The following is a 15,225-nucleotide window of genomic DNA, read 5'->3' on the forward strand; positions in this document are numbered from 1 at the left end:
ATTAACTATGCGAGCGGCGTGCCATGTCGCACAAAGCTGCAATGCCTTGATATTGCTGGATGTTTGCTGGACCGCTGGTGTCGCTACCGCTTCACCATGATGGGCGAAACTGCCGCACGTCGGCAGATTTTGCCGAGCCGTTTACGCGTCATTAACCATAAGAAGGCGAAGGTCGTTCGACTCTGACGGTGAGATCACCACATGCGCATCTACGGACCGAACGGCACCACGCTCGGCTCGCCCGCGAGCCATACGCGGCGAACCAGCTCGACCGGCTTCTCGTTGCCGGAAACGCCGGCTGCGCCGGAAGAGACGCGTTCGGCCACAGCGCCCAAGGCCGCCGGTAACATCGATGCGCTGCTCGCACTGCAAGGCGTCGAAGATCCGACCGAGCGCCGCAAGCGTTCGGTGGCGCGGGGCAGGGGGGCGCTCGACGTGCTCGACGAACTCAAGATCGGATTGCTCTCCGGCAATCTCGACGCCTCGACGGTGAACCGGCTGCGCGACGCGGCGGCCAGCCTGAAGTCCTCCTCCGGCGATCCCGGCCTCGATGCCGTGCTCTCCGAAATCGAGCTTCGCGTCGAAGTCGAATTGGCGAAGGCCGGACGACGGTTTTAGTTTCTCATCGCATGACGACGGTGTGACTCACGCCGCCATGTCCTTGCGCGCCGCGTCGTAACGGCGCTGCGCGTTCAGCACCTCCTTCAGATTCTTCTCAGCCCATTCCCGCAAGGGATCAACCGCATCGGCGAGCGTCGCGCCGAGCGGCGTAATCGAATATTCCACGGTCACCGGGACGGTTGCGATGACGTGGCGTTTGATCAATCCGTCGCGTTCAAGCGATTTGAGAACCTGGCTGAGCATCTTCTGGGATATGCCTTCAATGGCCCGGCGTAACGCATTGAAACGCATCGGCTCGTCGCGCACGAGAAGCAGGATTAACACCGCCCATTTGTCGCCGACGCGATCGAGAATCTGGCGGGTCGGGCAATCCGCCGAATAGGCGTTCGGGGTTTTCGAATTGGCAGCTCTCACGGGCGGTTACTCCGGCGTAATCAGGTGACCCAAAAGTGCTCTCTTCACACTTACATCCTTTTCGCTATCTAGTCACCGTTGGATACCATATTGGCGTATCGCAAGGGAGACTTCCATGAAAATCGCCGTCATCGGCGCGTCCGGCAATGCCGGTTCGCGCATCACTGCCGAACTCGCCCGCCGCGGCCACAGCGTGACCGCCATCGTCCGCAATCCCGAAAAGGTCGCCGCCCAGGCGGGCGTCACCCCGGTCAAAGGCGACGTCATGGACCAGGCAGGGCTTGCCCGACTGCTGGCCGGTCATGACGCTGCGATCAGCTCGGTTCGCTTTCTGGCCAGCGATCCGGTCAAGCTGATCGGGGCCGCCAAGGAGTCGAAGGTTGGCAGGTACCTCGTCGTCGGCGGTGCCGGCAGTCTTGAAGTTTCCCCGGGCGTCCGGCTGGTCACCACCCCCGGCTTTCCCGTGGCATACAAGGCGGAAGCCGAGGCGGGCGCCGCCTTCCTCGATCTGCTTCGGGGTGAGAAGGAACTCAACTGGACCTTCCTGTCGCCCTCGGCCTTGTTCGTGGCCGGCGAGCGGACCGGAAAGTTCCGTCTCGGGACCGACCAGCTCCTGACCGCTGCCGATGGAAAAAGCTCGATTTCCTTCGAAGACTTCGCAGTTGCACTCGCCGACGAGATCGAGCGGCCGGCCCATGTCCGCCAGCGATTCACGGTCGGCTACTAAAAGCGCGGGCCCGATAACTTTGTCTGTGCAAGGCCTTGGGGGAAGTACCCCCAAGGGTAGGCCCGATATTGTCTGTCACAACCCGCCGCTATATAAGGCCGGCGCGGACGGACCATTTTCCGCCCCGCCTTGCACGTGAAGATGGGCTGGCCTTGGAAAAGTTGAAGAACTATCGACCCTCCGAAAAAGAGCCTTTCATGAACGAGCGCCAGCGCGAATATTTTCGCGCCAAGCTCCTGGCGTGGAAGGACGAGATCCTGAGGGAATCGAAGATCACCCTGCAGACTCTTCAGGAAGAGAACGTCAATCATCCGGATCTCGCTGATCGCGCCTCTTCCGAAACCGATCGCGCCATCGAATTGCGCGCCCGCGACCGCCAGCGTAAGTTGATCTCCAAGATCGACGCCGCGCTGCAACGCATTGAGGACAACACCTACGGCTACTGCGAGGAGACCGGTGAGCCGATCTCGCTCAAGCGGCTGGAGGCCCGCCCCATTGCAACGTTGTCAGTGGAAGCGCAGGAACGTCACGAGAAGCGCGAGAAGGTTTATCGCGACGAGTAGGGCAGTAACGCCTGATCACTGACCGAGAGCGGTCAGTGCTGCAGGTTACAAACGAGAAGGCCGCCGCTGATGGACAACATTCTCGCGGCCGCACAGACCATCGCCAATGCCCGCCGCAACCGCGCGCCGCTGGCTTCGCTTCCCGCTGATCTCGTGCCGGGCGATGAGGCGGAAGGCTATCGCATTCAACGCGCGGTCCACGATCTCCTGCTGCCGCAAACGGGCAGCCTGGTCGGATACAAGATCGGCTGCACCAGTCCGGTGATGCAGGAATATCTCGACATCCCCCATCCCTGCGCCGGCGGCGTGTTCGCCAAGGGCGTTCACGATAGCGGCGTCAAGCTGCGTCACGGCGACTACGTCCGGGTCGGGGTCGAATGCGAGATCGCGGTGCGGCTGGCACGTAACCTCGCGCCGTCGGAGGCGCCGTTCACCGCGGAGTGGATGATGGAGGCGATCGAGGCCTATCATCCAGCGATCGAGATCGTCGACGACCGCTACGTCAAATGGGAGACGCTGGGCGCACCGACGCTTGTCGCAGATGATTTCTTCGCCGCCGGCTGTGTGCTGGGCAAGGCGGTGGCGCGCATCAAGGCGCCGAATCTGCTCACGCTCAGGGGCCGTGCCGTCGTCAACGGCAAGGAGGCTGGCCATGGCACCGGCGCCGACGTGCTCGGCCATCCCCACAACGCGCTGGCCTGGCTCGCCAATCACCTGGCCGAGGAGGGCAAAGGGCTGCATGCCGGGCAGATCGTTCTCACAGGCAGTCTGGTGAAGACCGTATGGCTCGAGCCGGACGATACCGTCAGAATGGAGCTCGACGGACTGGGCGCCGTGGAAGCCAAATTCACATGAAGTGATCGCAATGGCTGAGAGCGTTCCGTCGGTTCTCGAATCCGAAGCGAGAGGCGAAATCGCCGACATCTATGCCGATATCCGCAAGGTTCTCGGTGCCAGCGTAGTCAACCTGGTTTGGCGTAACCTCGCGACCATGCCGGGCGCACTCGAGTGGACGTGGTCGACCGTGCGCCCGCTTTATCTCGGCGACGCGCCGTTGCATGCCGAAGCCGTCAGGCGGGCCGTCGCACTGCCGGATTGGCCCGGCTTCTCCACCGATACTTTGCTTGCCGCCGGCCTGGACGAAGCCGAACGCGCGCTCATCCGAGATGTGCTCGACAGCTATCAACACACCAATGCGCTCGCGCTCGTCGTGCTCTCGGCGCTGCTGGCGCATTACGAACCGCGCCCCGCTCCAGCCGTGATGGCCGCCGATATAGCCCCAAAACCGTCTGCCGCCAGGATCCCGGAATTGCCGCCGATGGATGCGCTCGATCCCGAAGTGGCGGCGCTGGTCGGCGAACTGAATTCCTTCGGCGAAGATCGCGAACCACAACTGATTGCGAGCATGTACCGGCATCTCGCTTACTGGCCGGCCTATCTCGCGCTCGTGCGAACCATGCTGGCGCCGCTGCAGCGCCAAGGCCGGCTGAACGCGCTTACGCTTTCAACCCGCGCGCTTGGATATGCGCATGGCGCGGTTCTGGCTGCGCAACTGAAGCCGGTGGCACCGCCGGCCACGCTGAAAGGCGCTCTCGATTCCTGCCGCCTTTTCGTTGAACATCCGATCGCGCGCATGACAGGGCTGTGCGCCCTTATCCGGCGCGCGACGCCGGCTTAAGCATCAGCTGTCGGAGCACTTCAGCTCAGACTTGTCCCAGAAGGCCTTGATGGCATTGAAGGGCACGGTGAGTCGTTCCCGATTGCCCCTTAGACGCAGCAAGACCTCGAAGCGGTCATCCTTGATGTTCAGCTGCTCGAAGTCCTGCTGCAGGATGATGGTCATATCGTCGGGATATTTCGACTTAAGGCCGGCCGATAGTTTCACGCCGTCGGCATGGGTGCGGAACGTGATATTTACCGGCCGTTGCTCCGAGGCGAGCTTGAGCGTCTCGGCGATCTTGGAGCGTAACGCCGGCTTGTTGCACGACTCGGCGAATACTGGTGTGACAGGGATGAGGATCGCGAGGAGGAGAAGGATTGCCTCACGAGAAATGGTCATAGCCCGCACTTGCGGGGCATCCAGTATGCCGCGACCTGTCGTTTCCATCACGCTGTCTCTGGAATACCCGATCGCCTGCCCTTACCGGCGAGTGGAGAACTAGGGTTGCTGCTCGCGTCCCCGCGGTTCGCTTAGCCCAGGGTCATGCTAAACAGTTCCGTCAAAAAAGAAAGAGGGCGCGGTGACGCCGGGCTATCGCAGCACCCGCAGTCCGTGTGTGCTGGCGGCGACCACACGGCGGTTATCGGATCAACCGGCGCGCTCTGTGCAGGGGATTTAGCCGCTGCCGTGGTGGGCTGGCGAATTAAATGGTTAATCGAAAACGTCATCGGCTCGAAGCGCCTTCGCCCGCTCGTTCAGAATCACGCGGATCTTGCCGTCCGAGATTTTCGTTAACCATCGTGGTGACCGGCCTTCTGCTGCCGACCAGAGCTCTCGTGAGGGTAACGAGAGGGTTGGCCCGCGCACCGTTGCTTGCGTACGGAAATAGCGCCCTGCGACAAATTGCGCGTCCGGCGTTGCCGCGTGCTCCGCACTTTACGTCTCCTGGCTCTGTGGCGATCGACGGCGTTGGAATGCCCTGGAACGTATGCAGGCAGCCGCCATTGATTGGTGGGGCGCGCATGGATGGGAAACGACGATGAAGATGAAATTTCTTTCACTCGCGGCAGTGTTCGCACTCGCCAGCACCACGGCGCTCGCGCAGGGCGGCAGCGAGGCGGGCGGCAGTCCGCAAGGGCGCGGACCGGCTTCGACAGCGACCCCTGGCGACGACAGGAACGGAGCTGCGATGAAGAACGACGCGGCAGGCTCCACCACCGGCAGCTCCAGGCCCTCGCCGAAAGACCCCAGCACGCAAGGAGCGGGGACCGCGGGCGCTGTGGACAAGAAGGGCGATGCCGCTTCTCCCGGCGGGACCATGAAGAAGTGACGTTCACGCAGGAATGATCTTGGTCGGGAAATTCTGCAATCGTGTCTTCAGACACGCGGTAACCTCAGGCTCCGGCGTAATCGTTCCCGCGAGACACGCCGGCGCCTGATCTTCTGCGACCAAAGCAAACGAAATCACCCGCCACGAGCGTTGCGGGTCAACGATGGTCGCGTCGCTTGGGCTCAGGATGCGCGGTCGCCAGGTGAAGCGCGAAGCGAGCCGATCTCGTTCACTAAAGAGCACGACGGCTTGCCGGTGATCGACTACCCACCGGCGAATTTTTCGTCGAGCTATTGGCAAGTCCCATCACCGTTACAGGCTGATGACATATGCGCTCGTCGCCAGCAGGATAGCGACGCTCACAGCAATGATGATCAAGAAGAATTTTCCCATCTTTTTGTCTCCCGCAGGTCCCCAACGCGAAGCAACAGGAATGGTTCTCTGTCGACCCGCAGCTGCGGTCGTGACTGTCAAGCGAAAGGCCCGCCGTTGCGGCGAGCCCTTCGAAAGTCGAAGCACCGCGGAGATCAGATCGCGACGCCGTAATAGTCGTTGACGGCGCGGGTCCTGGTCGGGTCGCTCCAGTTCCAGCTGCTGTCATTGCGGTAATGCGGCGCGCTCTTAAGCTGCGCTTCGGTCACGCCGGTGACGTAGCCGCCAAGCGAGGTGTCGTATTTCAGTGACTGCCAGGGCAGCGGATAGTGGTCGTCACCGATGCCAAGAAAGCCGCCGAAGGACAACACGGCATAGGAAACCCTGCCGCTCTTCTTGTCGATCATCACGCGCTCGATCGAGCCGATCTTGTTGCGGTCCGCACCATAAACCGCAGTTCCCTCGACCTTATCGCTGCCGATCAGGTTGCCGGTTTCGTCTGCTTCCAAAGACATGGTTCCCTCCGTTGAGGTTGATGGACGGAAAACGAAGTGGTGAGGGCAAACGTTCCGGCGAGCGCTTGCGCATCGACGCGCGCCGAAAACTATCGTTCGAGCGCAGTGAGATTAGCGCGCGCCGACTTGCTGAGCTGGCGGCATCAACTAACAGTGACTCCAGCCATGTGAGATACCTCACCCGGCAAGGACCGCGCCCGGACTTACGAATACTCCGTTAGCGTAGGAGGGAAACATGCGTGCAGTATTTCTTGCCTTCGTGACATGGATAATTGTGTTCTTCACCGGCCTTAGCTCGGCTTCAGCGAAGGATTATCTTTATTGCATTCAGGGTGACGACTTCGCCGGCGGGGCGGGGGAGTGCATCTTCGCCACCCACGCACAGTGCCAGGCCGCGGCTTCGGGGCGAATGGCTTCTTGTACGGAGAATCGCAATCTCAGCGCCAATGCCCAATTCATCGACAAGAGCCGCGTCCGTCGTCGTTCGAACTGAAGATCGGACGGCGGCAGCCGCATTCACCGCTTTTGCGATGCACCGCTCGACCGCGGCCCTCGCCGGGGAAGCTAGCGAGGGCCGCGCTGAGGATCTCCGTCGCGCCTAAGTTCGCAACGAGATGTGGCAAGAAGCACGAGAACCGCAGCAGCGCCGCCATCACCGCTGGCCGTAGCGGCGTGCGAGCCGCCGCAGGGCTTTCCCCTGAGCGCCTCGGCTGTTATTGTCCCAACAAAGAGCCTGAATGGCCCACAAGACGACACCGGGAGGTGACGATGGCAAGGACGTTGGTGATGGCCGGCGCTGCCGCGCTGGCCGGGGTGCTGGCTGCCTTATCGACGCCGGCGATGGCGCAATATCCCGACCGCCCCATCAAGATGATCGTGCCATGGGCCGCGGGCGGCGATACCGACAATATCTTTCGGCCGTTCGCCGCCGAACTTCAGAAGCACATCGGCCAACCGGTGGTCGTGGCCAATGTCAGCGGCGCATCGGGCACGACCGGCGCGCGCGAGGCCAAGGCCGCGGCGCCCGATGGCTATACGATCTACGCCGTGCACGACTATATCCATCTAACGTTCTATGCGGGTATCAGTGACGTCAAATACAGCGACTTCGAGCCGATCTGCCTGGTCTCAGCGACGCCGTCGGTGCTGACCGCGAGCGCCAAAACGCCCTGGAAGAACTGGCAGGAACTCGCCGACGACGCCAAGAAGCGGCCGGGCGAGATTACGGTCGGCGCCACGCTTGGCTCGACCAGCCATATCTTCCCGGCAATGATCGAGAAGGCGGCCGGCGTGAAATTCAAGTTCGTGTCCTATGACGGACTGGCGCCGCGCATGAACGCGCTGCTCGGCGGCCACATCAACCTCACCGACTCCAACCTGACGCAAAAGGGGAAGGTCGAAGCCGGGCTGCTGCGCTACATCGCGATTGCGAGCGAGAAGCGCGATCCGGAAGCGCCCGACGTGCCGACGCTCAAGGAGCTCGGCATGAACATCGTGTACGAAGTGGCCCGTGGTATCTTCGTCCCCAAGGGGACGCCGGCGCCGGTGCGCGCCAAGCTCGAAGAGAGCTGCGCCAAGGCGACCAAGGAGCCGAGCTTCGCTCAAGCAATGAAGGTGCAGGGCACCCGCGTGGCGTTCCTCAATGCCAATGATTACGCGCAGTTCCTCGCCAAAATCGACAACGAGAACAAGGTCGTCATGACCGATCTCGGCCTGATCAAGAAATGAGTATCGGCCGCGACGGCATTGCCGGGCTGATCCTGCTCGCGATCAGCCTGTTCCTTCTGGTCAAGTCCTTCCAGCTTCCGTCGCTGCCCATCGTTCCGGTCGGCCCAGGCTTTTACCCCGCCATCGTGCTGTCATTGATGGCGACAGCGAGCGCGCTGCTGGTCCTGCAGGACCTCCTGAAGCGCCGCGCGCCCGCCGGTGCGGTCGCCGCGCCGCGACGAAATTATCGCCGTGTCCTGATCGCATTCGCGATCGTCGGCGCCTATGTGGTGCTGCTGCCGCTTTTGGGATTTCGTGTCGCCACGGCCTTGTTCGTCGGCGCGTTGCAGGCCGCGTTGGACCGTCCGCGAACGGTGCGGCAATGGGTTGTACTCGCCGCGATCGCGTTTGGCACTGCCGTGGTGAGCTACTTCGTCTTCGAACGATACCTGCTGGTGCTGCTGCCACGTGGCGCGTGGACGGGTTTCTGATGCTCGATTTACTCTGGAACGGCCTCGTCAACGTCGCCCACTGGAAATACCTTGTGCCGCTGTTTGCCGGCACATTGATCGGTGTGATTGGCGGCTCTCTGCCGGGCGTCACCATCACCATGACGGTCATCGTGGTGCTGCCGTTTACCTATGGGCTCGATCCGCTGGCGGGCCTTGCGGCGATGACTGGCGTCTATGTCGGCGGATCGACCGGCGGCCTCATTGCCTGCTGCCTGCTCGGCATCCCCGGCTCGCCCGCTTCGATCGCCACCACGTTCGACGGCTTTCCAATGGCGCGCAACGGCGAGCCGGGGCGCGCCATCTGGCTCGGGGTTTGGGCTTCGGTCTGGGGCGGCTTGCTCGGCGCTCTGTTCCTCGTGTTTCTCACCGGGCCACTTGCGGCGATCGCGCTGGAGTTCGGGCCGTGGGAGTACTTCTCCCTGTTCGTGCTCGCGATGGCGATGGTCGCGGGCCTCGGCGAGTCGTCGCTGCTGAAGGGATTGATCTCGACCGCCATCGGCTTGTTGATCACGGTGGTCGGCCACGATCCGATCGGCAGCGTGCCGCGCTTCACCTTCGGCTCGACGTTCATCGGCGGCGGCTTTCCGTTTCTCCCGGTGCTGATCGGCGTGTTCGCCTTCGCGCAGATCATGACCGATCTGGAGAAGCTGAATTCGCCGCGCGGCGAGGCGCTGCAATCGCTGGCCAACGTAAGGCTCGAGCGCTTCTCGCACCTCAAGGTGAACCTGGAAATCTTCAGGCAGCCATTCCTGCTTGCATGGTCAACGATCGTCGGGCTGATCATCGGGATACTGCCTGCCATCGGCGGCAGCGCGTCGAGCGTCATGGCCTATGACCAGGCCAAGAAATTCTCGAGAACGCCGGATCGTTTCGGCAAGGGCCATCCCGAGGGCATAATTGCTTCGGAAGCCTCGAACAACGCCAATGTCAGTGGCTCGCTGATGACCATTATGGCGTTTGGCATTCCCGGTGACGCCGTCACCGCCGTGATGCTCGGCGCGATGACGATCCATGGCATTCAATCGGGACCGCTGTTCATCTCGCAGAATCCCGATATCGCCTATGGCATCTATGCGGCCTACATCCTGGCGCATCCCTGCATGCTGCTGATCTGCCTCGCACTGATGCCGCTGATGCTGCGCGTGACCTCAGTGCGGATGGCGGTGCTGGCGCCGGTCGTGCTCGTTCTCTGCGTCGTCGGCGCCTACGCGCTGAACAACACCATGCAGAGCGTCTACGTGCTGCTGCTGTTCGGCGTCGTCGGCTACGTGCTGGTCAAGCTCGGCTTTCCGCTTGCGCCGCTGATCCTCGGTTTGATCCTTGGCGACCAGATCGAGATCAATCTGGTGCGCGCGATCATGACCGATGCAAATCCCTGGCTTTTCCTGACGCGGCCGATTTCCGGCTTGTTGCTACTGGCGGCGGCGGGCTCGGTCGCATTGGCCGTGTGGCAGCATTGGCGTCACCAGAACCGGGTGGCCGAGGAAGCACCGGACTTTTGAAGCGCTCCAGCTCTTTAGATCGATCGCCGTTGCCGGCCAGCGAAGAGACCGTAGACAAAGAGCACGAGGATGGCGCCGACTACCGCACCGATCAGACCCGCGCCTTCTCCGGGACTGTACCATCCGAGCGCCTGGCCGAGATAAGTCGCCACGAAGGCGCCGACGATTCCAAGTATGGTGGTGAGAATGAAGCCCGAGGGCTCATTGTCTCCAGGCATAATGAACTTGGCAATCACGCCGGCAAGGAAACCAATGATGATTGTCCAAATTATACCCATCTCGATGCTCCGTTCCTGATTGCCCCGACGTCGCGTCCATCAATTCATGCTGTGGGCAAACGACCGTCCGGCGTGTATTTGTCGACGGCTGCCGGAAGCTCGCGTGACAATCTCGCCAGGATTTCCTCCTGCGACAGTCCGGTCTGCTGTTCGAGTTGTGCCAGAACGTCGGAGCCGATCGCCTGCTTCAATTCCGGCGGCGAGACATCCTTGTTCGGGCCCTGTTTGATCCAGGATTCAGCTTTGTCGCCCTGGCCGTTTTGCTGGAACCTATCGAGTAGTTCGCCGATCCCGCCGCTGAGGAGACCGCCAACCCCGGCGCCGCCCAACATCCCGCTCAGATTACCCAGCAAGCCACCCAGGGGCTGCTGACCGGCGCCTGCATTCGGCTGGCCGCCGCCAGCGCCCTTGAGAAGTTCTGCCAGTTTGTCACGATTTTGATATCCGGCAATGGCGAGTAGCCCGAGGAGGGCAGTCATTGATGGCATTCCGCGGCCCATGGTCGACCTCCCTGTAGTTCGGTGCTGTCAGGAACGCAGGGCGGAAGCTTCGGTTCCAAGCGTGAGCGGCCACAAGATACGCGCCCTATCAATTTGGTGATCCTCGCAAAAACGACCGCGGCCCTCGCCAGGGGAGCTGGCGAGGGCCGCGTTGAACATCTCCGCCGCGCCTAGGTTCGCAACGAGATGTGGGAGCTCGGAAAAAGCTAGAACGGCAGCAATATGTCCATCACCTGCTGGCCGTAGCGGGGTTGCTGCACGTCGGTGATCTGGCCGCGGCCGCCATAGGCGATGCGGGCCTGCGCGATCTTGGTGGAATCGATGGTGTTGTCGCTCTGGATGTCTTCGGGACGGACGATGCCGGCGACGATCAGTTCGCGGATTTCGAAGTTGACGCGGATTTCCTGCTTGCCTTCGACCACGAGATTGCCGTTCGGCAGCACCTGCGTCACCACGGCGGCGACGTTGGTCTGCAACGCTTCCTGGCGATTGACCGAGCCCTTGCCGTCGCTCGACGACGTCGAGTCCGTGGTCAGGATCTTGCCAGGCAAAATCTTAAGCGGCTGCGTGATCGTCTGGGCACCGATGAAATCGCTGATCCCCGAGTCCTCCTTGCTGGAGCGGCTGCGCTGGGTCTCGTTGGACAGGTTGGCCCTATCGGTGATGTTGACGGTCACGGTCAGCAGATCGCCGACGCGGGCGGCGCGCTGGTCCTTGAAAAAGGCGCGGCTGCCGTTTCGCCACAGCGAGTTGGCGTTGTAGGAAGCCTGCTCCGGCTTCGGCATCGGCATCTGCACCGGCTTGTAGCCAGGCTGCGTGGTGGGGTTTTCGATCTCCGTCAGCTTCGGCTTTTCGCCGATCTGCGACAGACGGTCGATCGAGGAGCAACCGCCTGCTGCGGCAGCCAGCGAGAGCATGGCGCCAGTGAGGATGATGCGGTTGAGACGGAGGACTGACATTTACATTACTCGGCTTTTGGAGCGACTGGCGAACTGACGGTGGCGACGGCGACCTGCGCAGGGTGTGCTGTGCCGAGCGAAGAGGTGGCATCGCTGGTCTGCGGCAGGCGGGACACCGGCGGCGTGATCGACACCTGGCCTCGGCCAATCACAGTGCCGGACACCGTGCGCTTCGACTGCAGGTTCATGACGCTGACGACGTCGCCCTCGGTGCCGTTGTCCAGCGCCTTGCCGCGCATGGTGAGATAGATTCCGGGCGTCTCGTAGATCAAGGTGACGTTCTGGTCGCGCTGCACCAGATCAGGCTTGGCAAGATCGGCGTTCTTGATCGCCTGGCCGGCGCGGAGCTGGCGGCGCGCCTGCATGCCGACCGCGCGGTCGCGCACGGCGGCGTCAGTGCCGACTTCCGCCTTCGGCCGGCGTTCGACCACCACGTCGGACGATTTCAAGATCTCATTGCGCTCGATGTTGCGCGCCAGCACGGCGACGTCGACGGTCTCGATCGCCGTGCCGGTGAAACGCAGCTTGGCAGCGGCGCCGCCGTTCTCGTTGCCGATCTCAAGGGTGACGTCGAAGCGGCCATTGCGGTTGTCGTAACGCACGGCGCTGGGCTGTACGGCGCCGCTGTAGCCAGCGTCCAGCCTGACATCAACCGGCTCGCGGTCGAAGGTCAGCAACAGATTGGCCGCATCGCCGAGGCCGTTGCGCCGCTCCAGCGCCTGCGCAACCTGCAGCTCGACGCTCTTGCCTTCGATCGTGCGGGCGAGGCGCGTCACCGAAATTTCCTTCAGGTCGCGGGTGTCGACGCCAATGACATGATGGGCACGAAGGGTGCTCAGCACCTGCGCCACCGGCAGCGTGCCCGTAGTGCCGAGATCCGGGGCGCGGTAGATCGCGATCTGCGCGGCGCTGCCGGCATTGTCGATGACGTCGCCGATCCGTACCAGCTCGTTGGACACTTGCACGTTGGCGCGCAGCACGGGGGCGGCGATCACGCTGCGGTTCGCGAAGCTGTCCGGGCTGTGTGCGAGCGCGGCCGCGCTCGAAGCGGCGGTCAGGGCTGCGGTCAGGAGGAGGGCACGGGCGATCATGATCAGTGCTCAGCGGAACATGTTGGAGGTGGATTGCAGCATCTGGTCGGCCGCGCTGACGACCTTGGCGTTCATCTCATAGGCACGCTGGGCGGCGATCAGGTCGGAGATTTCGGTCACCACCTCGACGTTGGCCTGTTCGAGGTTGGCCTGCTGCATGTCGCCAAAACCGTCGGTATTGGCGATGCCGTCCTGCGGCGTGCCGGAGGCCGGGGTGTCCGTGAACAGGTTGTCGCCGATCGGGTTGAGGCCTGCCTTGTTGATGAAGCGCGTTAGTCCGATCTGGCCGACCAGCGTCGGCGTGGTGGAGCCCGGCAGCATCACCGTGAGCTGGCCCTGCGCGTTGATGGTGATCTGCGAGGAATTCTGCGGGATCGTGATCGTCGGCTGCACCGGATTGCCTTGGGCGGTGACGACGCGGCCCTGCGCGTCCATCATGAACGAGCCGTCGCGGGTGTAGGCATAGGTGCTGTCGGGCATCTGGATCTTGAAGAAGCCTTCGCCGCGGATCGCGATGTCGAGATCGTTGCCGGTGGGCGACAGCGTGCCCTGGCTCATCAGGCGCGGCGTGCCGACAGTCTTGACGCCGCCGCCGATATCGACACCGACCGGCAGGATAGTGCCCTGGTCGGACGCCTGGGCGCCGACGCGGCGCACATGGTCGTAGATCAGGTCCTGAAACGCCGCCCGCTGCTTCTTGTAGCCGGTGGTGCGCATATTGGCGATGTTGTTGGAGATCACCTGAACGTTGAGTTCCTGTGCCGCCATGCCGGTCGCTGCTGTGTAGAGTGCGCGCATCGATCTGTGCCTTCAGCGTTATGCCGGAACGTCGGCGAGTTTCTCGATTGCAGTCCGGTGCAGGTCATGCTGCTGCTGCAGCATTGCCGAGATCTTCGTGTAGGTCCGCGTGATCTCGATCAGCCGGCTCATTTCGTGGACCGAATTGACGTTCGACTTCTCGATGTAGCCCTGGTTCACCCGCGAGGTGGTGTCGGGCTGGGGTGCGATGCCCTGGCCCGCGGAGTAGAGGTTGCCGCCTTCCTTGACGAGCTTCTGCGGGTCGGCAAAGGAGACCAGCCGCAGCTTGCCGCGAACCGAGTCGGTGGTGGCGGTTCCCTCTACGACCGTGATATTGCCGTCAGCCGCAATGTTGATTGACTTGTCGGTCGGCTGGAACACGATCGGGCCGGAGTTGCCCAGCACCGGATCGCCACTCGCGGTCACGAGCTGGCCCTGGTTGTTGATGTGCAGGCCGCCGTCGCGGGTGTAGCGCTCGCCGGCAGCGGTTTGCACCACCAGGAAGGCCTTGCCGTCGATTGCGATGTCGAGCGGATTCTTGGTGTGCTCGGTAGGGCCAGCCGAGAAATCGTGGAAGGTGGCGCGGTCGTGCACGAATGAGACGCGGCGGTCGGCGTGCATGAAGTTGTCTTCATGCGCCGGCGAGCGCAGATATTCCTCAAACAGCGACCGGTCGGCCTTGAAGCCGGTCGTGTTGATGTTCGCGACATTGTTGGCGACGACATCCAGCTGCCGTTCCAGCGTCATCTGCCGCGATAGTCCGACGAGAAGCATGTTCTCCATCGGTGCATCTCCCCTTTGATCGATCCGAAGCAGGCTCTCCCAAGCCCGTGGTCCGGATCTGTCGTGACCTTTGGGCTCTCCCAAGCCGGCCAGTCGCGACGTTTCCTCAGCGAAAGCCGTGCCAAGTCGGGAAACGTTGGCTTTGTAATGGGTTAAGCGTTTTTCGGATTTTGAGGAGGGCGGCAGAAAGGTCTTGTTGACCATGTTTGCCCGGCAGATTTTTCCCAGTTGGGCGTCAATGGAAAGGTTCCGTTAACCATTATTACCCTAGCGTTGCACGTGTAGAGAGCGCGTGTGCGCTGACGGCTTTTGTTTCGCGTTGTGGGGGCGTCCTTACCCAGGCTGGTGGCAACCGCGTTCGTTCCCAGGTGGAAGTGGGCGGGGCAATGGCTGAGAACGAACAGGCGGAAGGCGCAGACGGCGCAGATGCCGCACAATCGAAAAAAGGCAAGCTCAAGCTGATCATAGCGGTCGCCGGATTCGTCGCCATCCTGGGCGCCGGTGCCGGCTGGTTCTTCCTGTTGCGCGGCCATGGCGAGGAGAAGCACGCCGAGGCGCCGCCGCCGAAGCCGCCGTCCTACGTCGAAGTGCCTGACATGATGGTCAACTTGGTCGGTGCTCCCGGCGAGCGTGTGCAATATCTCCGCGTCAAGGTCGTGCTAGAGATCAAGGAGGAGAAGCAGGTCGAGGCGATCAAGCCGAACCTGCCGCGCGTCACCGACCTGTTCCAGACTTACCTACGCGAACTGCGTCCCTCCGACATCAACGGCTCGGCCGGGCTGTTTCGCCTCAAGGAAGAACTGACCAAGCGGGTCAATTCAGCGGTGGCGCCGCAGCAGGTGAGCGCCGTGCTGTTCAAAGAAATCATGGTTCAGTGACGGGACGAATTTAAG

20 protein-coding genes are annotated in these 15,225 nt (G+C 62.4%); 11 read left to right on the forward strand and 9 right to left on the reverse strand.

All coding sequences use genetic code 11. The annotated features are described in order from the left end of the window. Window positions 1-201 precede the first annotated feature (201 nt). Window positions 202-618: a flagellar assembly protein FliX gene (locus J6524_RS17550; RefSeq protein WP_225672720.1), complete on the forward strand. Its 417-nt coding sequence runs from the start codon at window positions 202-204 to the stop codon at window positions 616-618. Between the two features lie 27 nt (window positions 619-645). Here the strand turns inward: J6524_RS17550 and J6524_RS17555 are convergent, their stop codons facing one another. Beyond that, entirely contained in the window at window positions 646-1,035 is a 390-nt protein-coding gene (locus J6524_RS17555; RefSeq protein WP_225672722.1) for a winged helix-turn-helix transcriptional regulator, read from the reverse strand. 115 nt (window positions 1,036-1,150) lie between these two features. Between J6524_RS17555 and J6524_RS17560 the strand changes: the two genes are divergently transcribed. The 4 genes from J6524_RS17560 (at window position 1,151) to J6524_RS17575 (ending at window position 4,003) form a co-directional block, all read left to right on the forward strand. After that, window positions 1,151-1,762, forward strand: coding sequence for an NAD(P)-dependent oxidoreductase (locus J6524_RS17560; RefSeq protein WP_225672724.1), 612 nt, complete (start codon window positions 1,151-1,153; stop codon window positions 1,760-1,762). Between the two features lie 197 nt (window positions 1,763-1,959). Continuing rightward, the gene (gene dksA / locus J6524_RS17565) at window positions 1,960-2,325 is read left to right on the forward strand and encodes an RNA polymerase-binding protein DksA (RefSeq protein WP_197082755.1); all 366 of its coding nucleotides are present in this window, start codon (window positions 1,960-1,962) and stop codon (window positions 2,323-2,325) included. Between the two features lie 69 nt (window positions 2,326-2,394). Continuing rightward, window positions 2,395-3,180, forward strand: coding sequence for a 2-keto-4-pentenoate hydratase (locus J6524_RS17570; protein ID WP_225672726.1), 786 nt, complete (start codon window positions 2,395-2,397; stop codon window positions 3,178-3,180). A 10-nt stretch (window positions 3,181-3,190) separates the two neighbouring features. Further along, a complete protein-coding gene (locus tag J6524_RS17575; protein ID WP_225672728.1) occupies window positions 3,191-4,003 on the forward strand; it encodes a hypothetical protein in 813 nt (270 codons plus the stop codon). Window positions 4,004-4,006: 3 nt separating this feature from the next. Here J6524_RS17575 and J6524_RS17580 read toward each other — a convergent pair whose 3' ends face one another. After that, complete coding sequence (locus J6524_RS17580) at window positions 4,007-4,432, reverse strand: ClpXP protease specificity-enhancing factor SspB (protein ID WP_225672730.1); 426 nt, start codon at window positions 4,430-4,432, stop codon at window positions 4,007-4,009. Between the two features lie 592 nt (window positions 4,433-5,024). On the opposite strand from J6524_RS17580, the gene J6524_RS17585 reads away from it, so the two are divergent. Continuing rightward, window positions 5,025-5,315, forward strand: coding sequence for a hypothetical protein (locus J6524_RS17585; RefSeq protein ID WP_225672732.1), 291 nt, complete (start codon window positions 5,025-5,027; stop codon window positions 5,313-5,315). A gap of 527 nt (window positions 5,316-5,842) precedes the next feature. Here the strand turns inward: J6524_RS17585 and J6524_RS17590 are convergent. Further along, entirely contained in the window at window positions 5,843-6,202 is a 360-nt protein-coding gene (locus J6524_RS17590; RefSeq protein ID WP_225672734.1) for a PRC-barrel domain-containing protein, read from the reverse strand. 235 nt (window positions 6,203-6,437) lie between these two features. Between J6524_RS17590 and J6524_RS17595 the strand changes: the two genes are divergently transcribed. The 4 genes from J6524_RS17595 (at window position 6,438) to J6524_RS17610 (ending at window position 9,923) form a co-directional block, all read left to right on the forward strand. Continuing rightward, window positions 6,438-6,695, forward strand: a complete 258-nt coding sequence (locus J6524_RS17595) for a DUF3551 domain-containing protein (RefSeq protein ID WP_225672736.1) — start codon at window positions 6,438-6,440, stop codon at window positions 6,693-6,695. A 275-nt stretch (window positions 6,696-6,970) separates the two neighbouring features. Continuing rightward, window positions 6,971-7,930 carry a Bug family tripartite tricarboxylate transporter substrate binding protein gene (locus tag J6524_RS17600; RefSeq protein WP_225672738.1) on the forward strand — a complete coding sequence of 320 codons (960 nt, stop codon included), beginning with the start codon at window positions 6,971-6,973 and terminating at the stop codon, window positions 7,928-7,930. Continuing rightward, window positions 7,927-8,400 carry a tripartite tricarboxylate transporter TctB family protein gene (locus tag J6524_RS17605; RefSeq protein WP_225672740.1) on the forward strand — a complete coding sequence of 158 codons (474 nt, stop codon included), beginning with the start codon at window positions 7,927-7,929 and terminating at the stop codon, window positions 8,398-8,400. Before J6524_RS17600 ends, J6524_RS17605 begins: the two co-directional genes overlap by 4 nt. Further along, entirely contained in the window at window positions 8,400-9,923 is a 1,524-nt protein-coding gene (locus tag J6524_RS17610) for a tripartite tricarboxylate transporter permease (RefSeq protein WP_225672742.1), read from the forward strand. The genes J6524_RS17605 and J6524_RS17610 overlap by 1 nt, the downstream gene beginning before the upstream one ends. A gap of 14 nt (window positions 9,924-9,937) precedes the next feature. Here the strand turns inward: J6524_RS17610 and J6524_RS17615 are convergent, their stop codons facing one another. The 6 genes from J6524_RS17615 to flgF all read right to left on the reverse strand — a co-directional run bounded on the left by J6524_RS17615 (window position 9,938) and on the right by flgF (window position 14,332). Further along, window positions 9,938-10,201 (reverse strand): GlsB/YeaQ/YmgE family stress response membrane protein, encoded by a 264-nt coding sequence (locus tag J6524_RS17615; protein WP_225672743.1) that lies wholly within the window; start codon window positions 10,199-10,201, stop codon window positions 9,938-9,940. 44 nt (window positions 10,202-10,245) lie between these two features. Continuing rightward, a complete protein-coding gene (locus J6524_RS17620; protein ID WP_225672745.1) occupies window positions 10,246-10,701 on the reverse strand; it encodes a YidB family protein in 456 nt (151 codons plus the stop codon). A gap of 206 nt (window positions 10,702-10,907) precedes the next feature. Further along, window positions 10,908-11,660, reverse strand: coding sequence for a flagellar basal body L-ring protein FlgH (gene flgH, locus J6524_RS17625; protein ID WP_225672747.1), 753 nt, complete (start codon window positions 11,658-11,660; stop codon window positions 10,908-10,910). 5 nt (window positions 11,661-11,665) lie between these two features. Continuing rightward, window positions 11,666-12,751 (reverse strand): flagellar basal body P-ring formation chaperone FlgA, encoded by a 1,086-nt coding sequence (flgA, locus tag J6524_RS17630; RefSeq protein ID WP_225672749.1) that lies wholly within the window; start codon window positions 12,749-12,751, stop codon window positions 11,666-11,668. A gap of 9 nt (window positions 12,752-12,760) precedes the next feature. Then, window positions 12,761-13,549 carry a flagellar basal-body rod protein FlgG gene (flgG, locus tag J6524_RS17635; RefSeq protein ID WP_225672751.1) on the reverse strand — a complete coding sequence of 263 codons (789 nt, stop codon included), beginning with the start codon at window positions 13,547-13,549 and terminating at the stop codon, window positions 12,761-12,763. An 18-nt stretch (window positions 13,550-13,567) separates the two neighbouring features. Further along, window positions 13,568-14,332: a flagellar basal-body rod protein FlgF gene (gene flgF / locus J6524_RS17640; RefSeq protein WP_225672753.1), complete on the reverse strand. Its 765-nt coding sequence runs from the start codon at window positions 14,330-14,332 to the stop codon at window positions 13,568-13,570. Window positions 14,333-14,718: 386 nt separating this feature from the next. On the opposite strand from flgF, the gene fliL reads away from it, so the two are divergent. Beyond that, window positions 14,719-15,210, forward strand: coding sequence for a flagellar basal body-associated protein FliL (fliL, locus tag J6524_RS17645; RefSeq protein ID WP_225672755.1), 492 nt, complete (start codon window positions 14,719-14,721; stop codon window positions 15,208-15,210). Window positions 15,211-15,225: the final 15 nt, after the last annotated feature.

The organism is Bradyrhizobium hereditatis, assembly GCF_020329435.1.
Classification (GTDB): Bacteria; Pseudomonadota; Alphaproteobacteria; order Rhizobiales; family Xanthobacteraceae; genus Bradyrhizobium; species Bradyrhizobium hereditatis.

What these genes read in the sequence shown, in the direction of transcription:
- fliL (WP_225672755.1), top strand. Translation starts at nt 14,719, where the DNA reads ATGGCTGAGAACGAACAGGCGGAAGGCGCAGACGGCGCAGATGCCGCA.
- J6524_RS17590 (WP_225672734.1), bottom strand. Translation starts at nt 6,202, where the DNA reads ATGTCTTTGGAAGCAGACGAAACCGGCAACCTGATCGGCAGCGATAAG.
- J6524_RS17560 (WP_225672724.1), top strand. Translation starts at nt 1,151, where the DNA reads ATGAAAATCGCCGTCATCGGCGCGTCCGGCAATGCCGGTTCGCGCATC.
- J6524_RS17570 (WP_225672726.1), top strand. Translation starts at nt 2,395, where the DNA reads ATGGACAACATTCTCGCGGCCGCACAGACCATCGCCAATGCCCGCCGC.
- J6524_RS17620 (WP_225672745.1), bottom strand. Translation starts at nt 10,701, where the DNA reads ATGGGCCGCGGAATGCCATCAATGACTGCCCTCCTCGGGCTACTCGCC.
- flgG (WP_225672751.1), bottom strand. Translation starts at nt 13,549, where the DNA reads ATGCGCGCACTCTACACAGCAGCGACCGGCATGGCGGCACAGGAACTC.
- flgA (WP_225672749.1), bottom strand. Translation starts at nt 12,751, where the DNA reads ATGATCGCCCGTGCCCTCCTCCTGACCGCAGCCCTGACCGCCGCTTCG.
- J6524_RS17575 (WP_225672728.1), top strand. Translation starts at nt 3,191, where the DNA reads ATGGCTGAGAGCGTTCCGTCGGTTCTCGAATCCGAAGCGAGAGGCGAA.
- flgH (WP_225672747.1), bottom strand. Translation starts at nt 11,660, where the DNA reads ATGTCAGTCCTCCGTCTCAACCGCATCATCCTCACTGGCGCCATGCTC.
- J6524_RS17585 (WP_225672732.1), top strand. Translation starts at nt 5,025, where the DNA reads ATGAAGATGAAATTTCTTTCACTCGCGGCAGTGTTCGCACTCGCCAGC.
- J6524_RS17600 (WP_225672738.1), top strand. Translation starts at nt 6,971, where the DNA reads ATGGCAAGGACGTTGGTGATGGCCGGCGCTGCCGCGCTGGCCGGGGTG.
- J6524_RS17615 (WP_225672743.1), bottom strand. Translation starts at nt 10,201, where the DNA reads ATGGGTATAATTTGGACAATCATCATTGGTTTCCTTGCCGGCGTGATT.
- J6524_RS17550 (WP_225672720.1), top strand. Translation starts at nt 202, where the DNA reads ATGCGCATCTACGGACCGAACGGCACCACGCTCGGCTCGCCCGCGAGC.
- J6524_RS17595 (WP_225672736.1), top strand. Translation starts at nt 6,438, where the DNA reads ATGCGTGCAGTATTTCTTGCCTTCGTGACATGGATAATTGTGTTCTTC.
- flgF (WP_225672753.1), bottom strand. Translation starts at nt 14,332, where the DNA reads ATGGAGAACATGCTTCTCGTCGGACTATCGCGGCAGATGACGCTGGAA.
- J6524_RS17610 (WP_225672742.1), top strand. Translation starts at nt 8,400, where the DNA reads ATGCTCGATTTACTCTGGAACGGCCTCGTCAACGTCGCCCACTGGAAA.
- J6524_RS17580 (WP_225672730.1), bottom strand. Translation starts at nt 4,432, where the DNA reads ATGGAAACGACAGGTCGCGGCATACTGGATGCCCCGCAAGTGCGGGCT.
- dksA (WP_197082755.1), top strand. Translation starts at nt 1,960, where the DNA reads ATGAACGAGCGCCAGCGCGAATATTTTCGCGCCAAGCTCCTGGCGTGG.
- J6524_RS17605 (WP_225672740.1), top strand. Translation starts at nt 7,927, where the DNA reads ATGAGTATCGGCCGCGACGGCATTGCCGGGCTGATCCTGCTCGCGATC.